This is a genomic window from Staphylococcus pasteuri (assembly GCF_030547725.1).
GTDB classification, from domain to species: domain Bacteria; phylum Bacillota; class Bacilli; order Staphylococcales; family Staphylococcaceae; genus Staphylococcus; species Staphylococcus pasteuri.
On the sequence record NZ_JAUOQO010000076.1, the window covers coordinates 1 to 367 of the forward strand.

Sequence of the window (367 nt, forward strand, 5' to 3'; positions counted from 1 at the left end):
GCCTAAATCTAATCGGTGGGGCAATAATGCTTGAGGAAAAGCCGGGCTTATTCCGTCTTGGCCATGTACTAAGCGATAATGTACGGAGTCCCAGTTGAGAGGATTTTTACCCGACAAACTCAGTAAACCGCTGGGTTTATTGATTAGCAAGATATCTTGGTCTTGATACAAAATATCCACCGACTCATCGCAAACAGGTGCCACAAAATCATCAACAATTGCTTGGGTGTGAAGGCTTTTTCTATCGAGCATTATTAGAGTTATGCCTGACTCTTGCGCTGTAAATTGAATACGAAACGGCGAGTAATAAGCAAATACTAGCGGGAATAAACAGTGCCTTAAAATGTAAGGTATTAAATGATAAGGC

General features: G+C 41.4%; 1 pseudogene. It reads right to left on the reverse strand.

What is annotated here, in order from left to right:
• Positions 1–252: pseudogene (locus tag Q4528_RS12860) on the reverse strand (hypothetical protein); the annotation flags it as partial.
• Positions 253–367: the final 115 nt, after the last annotated feature.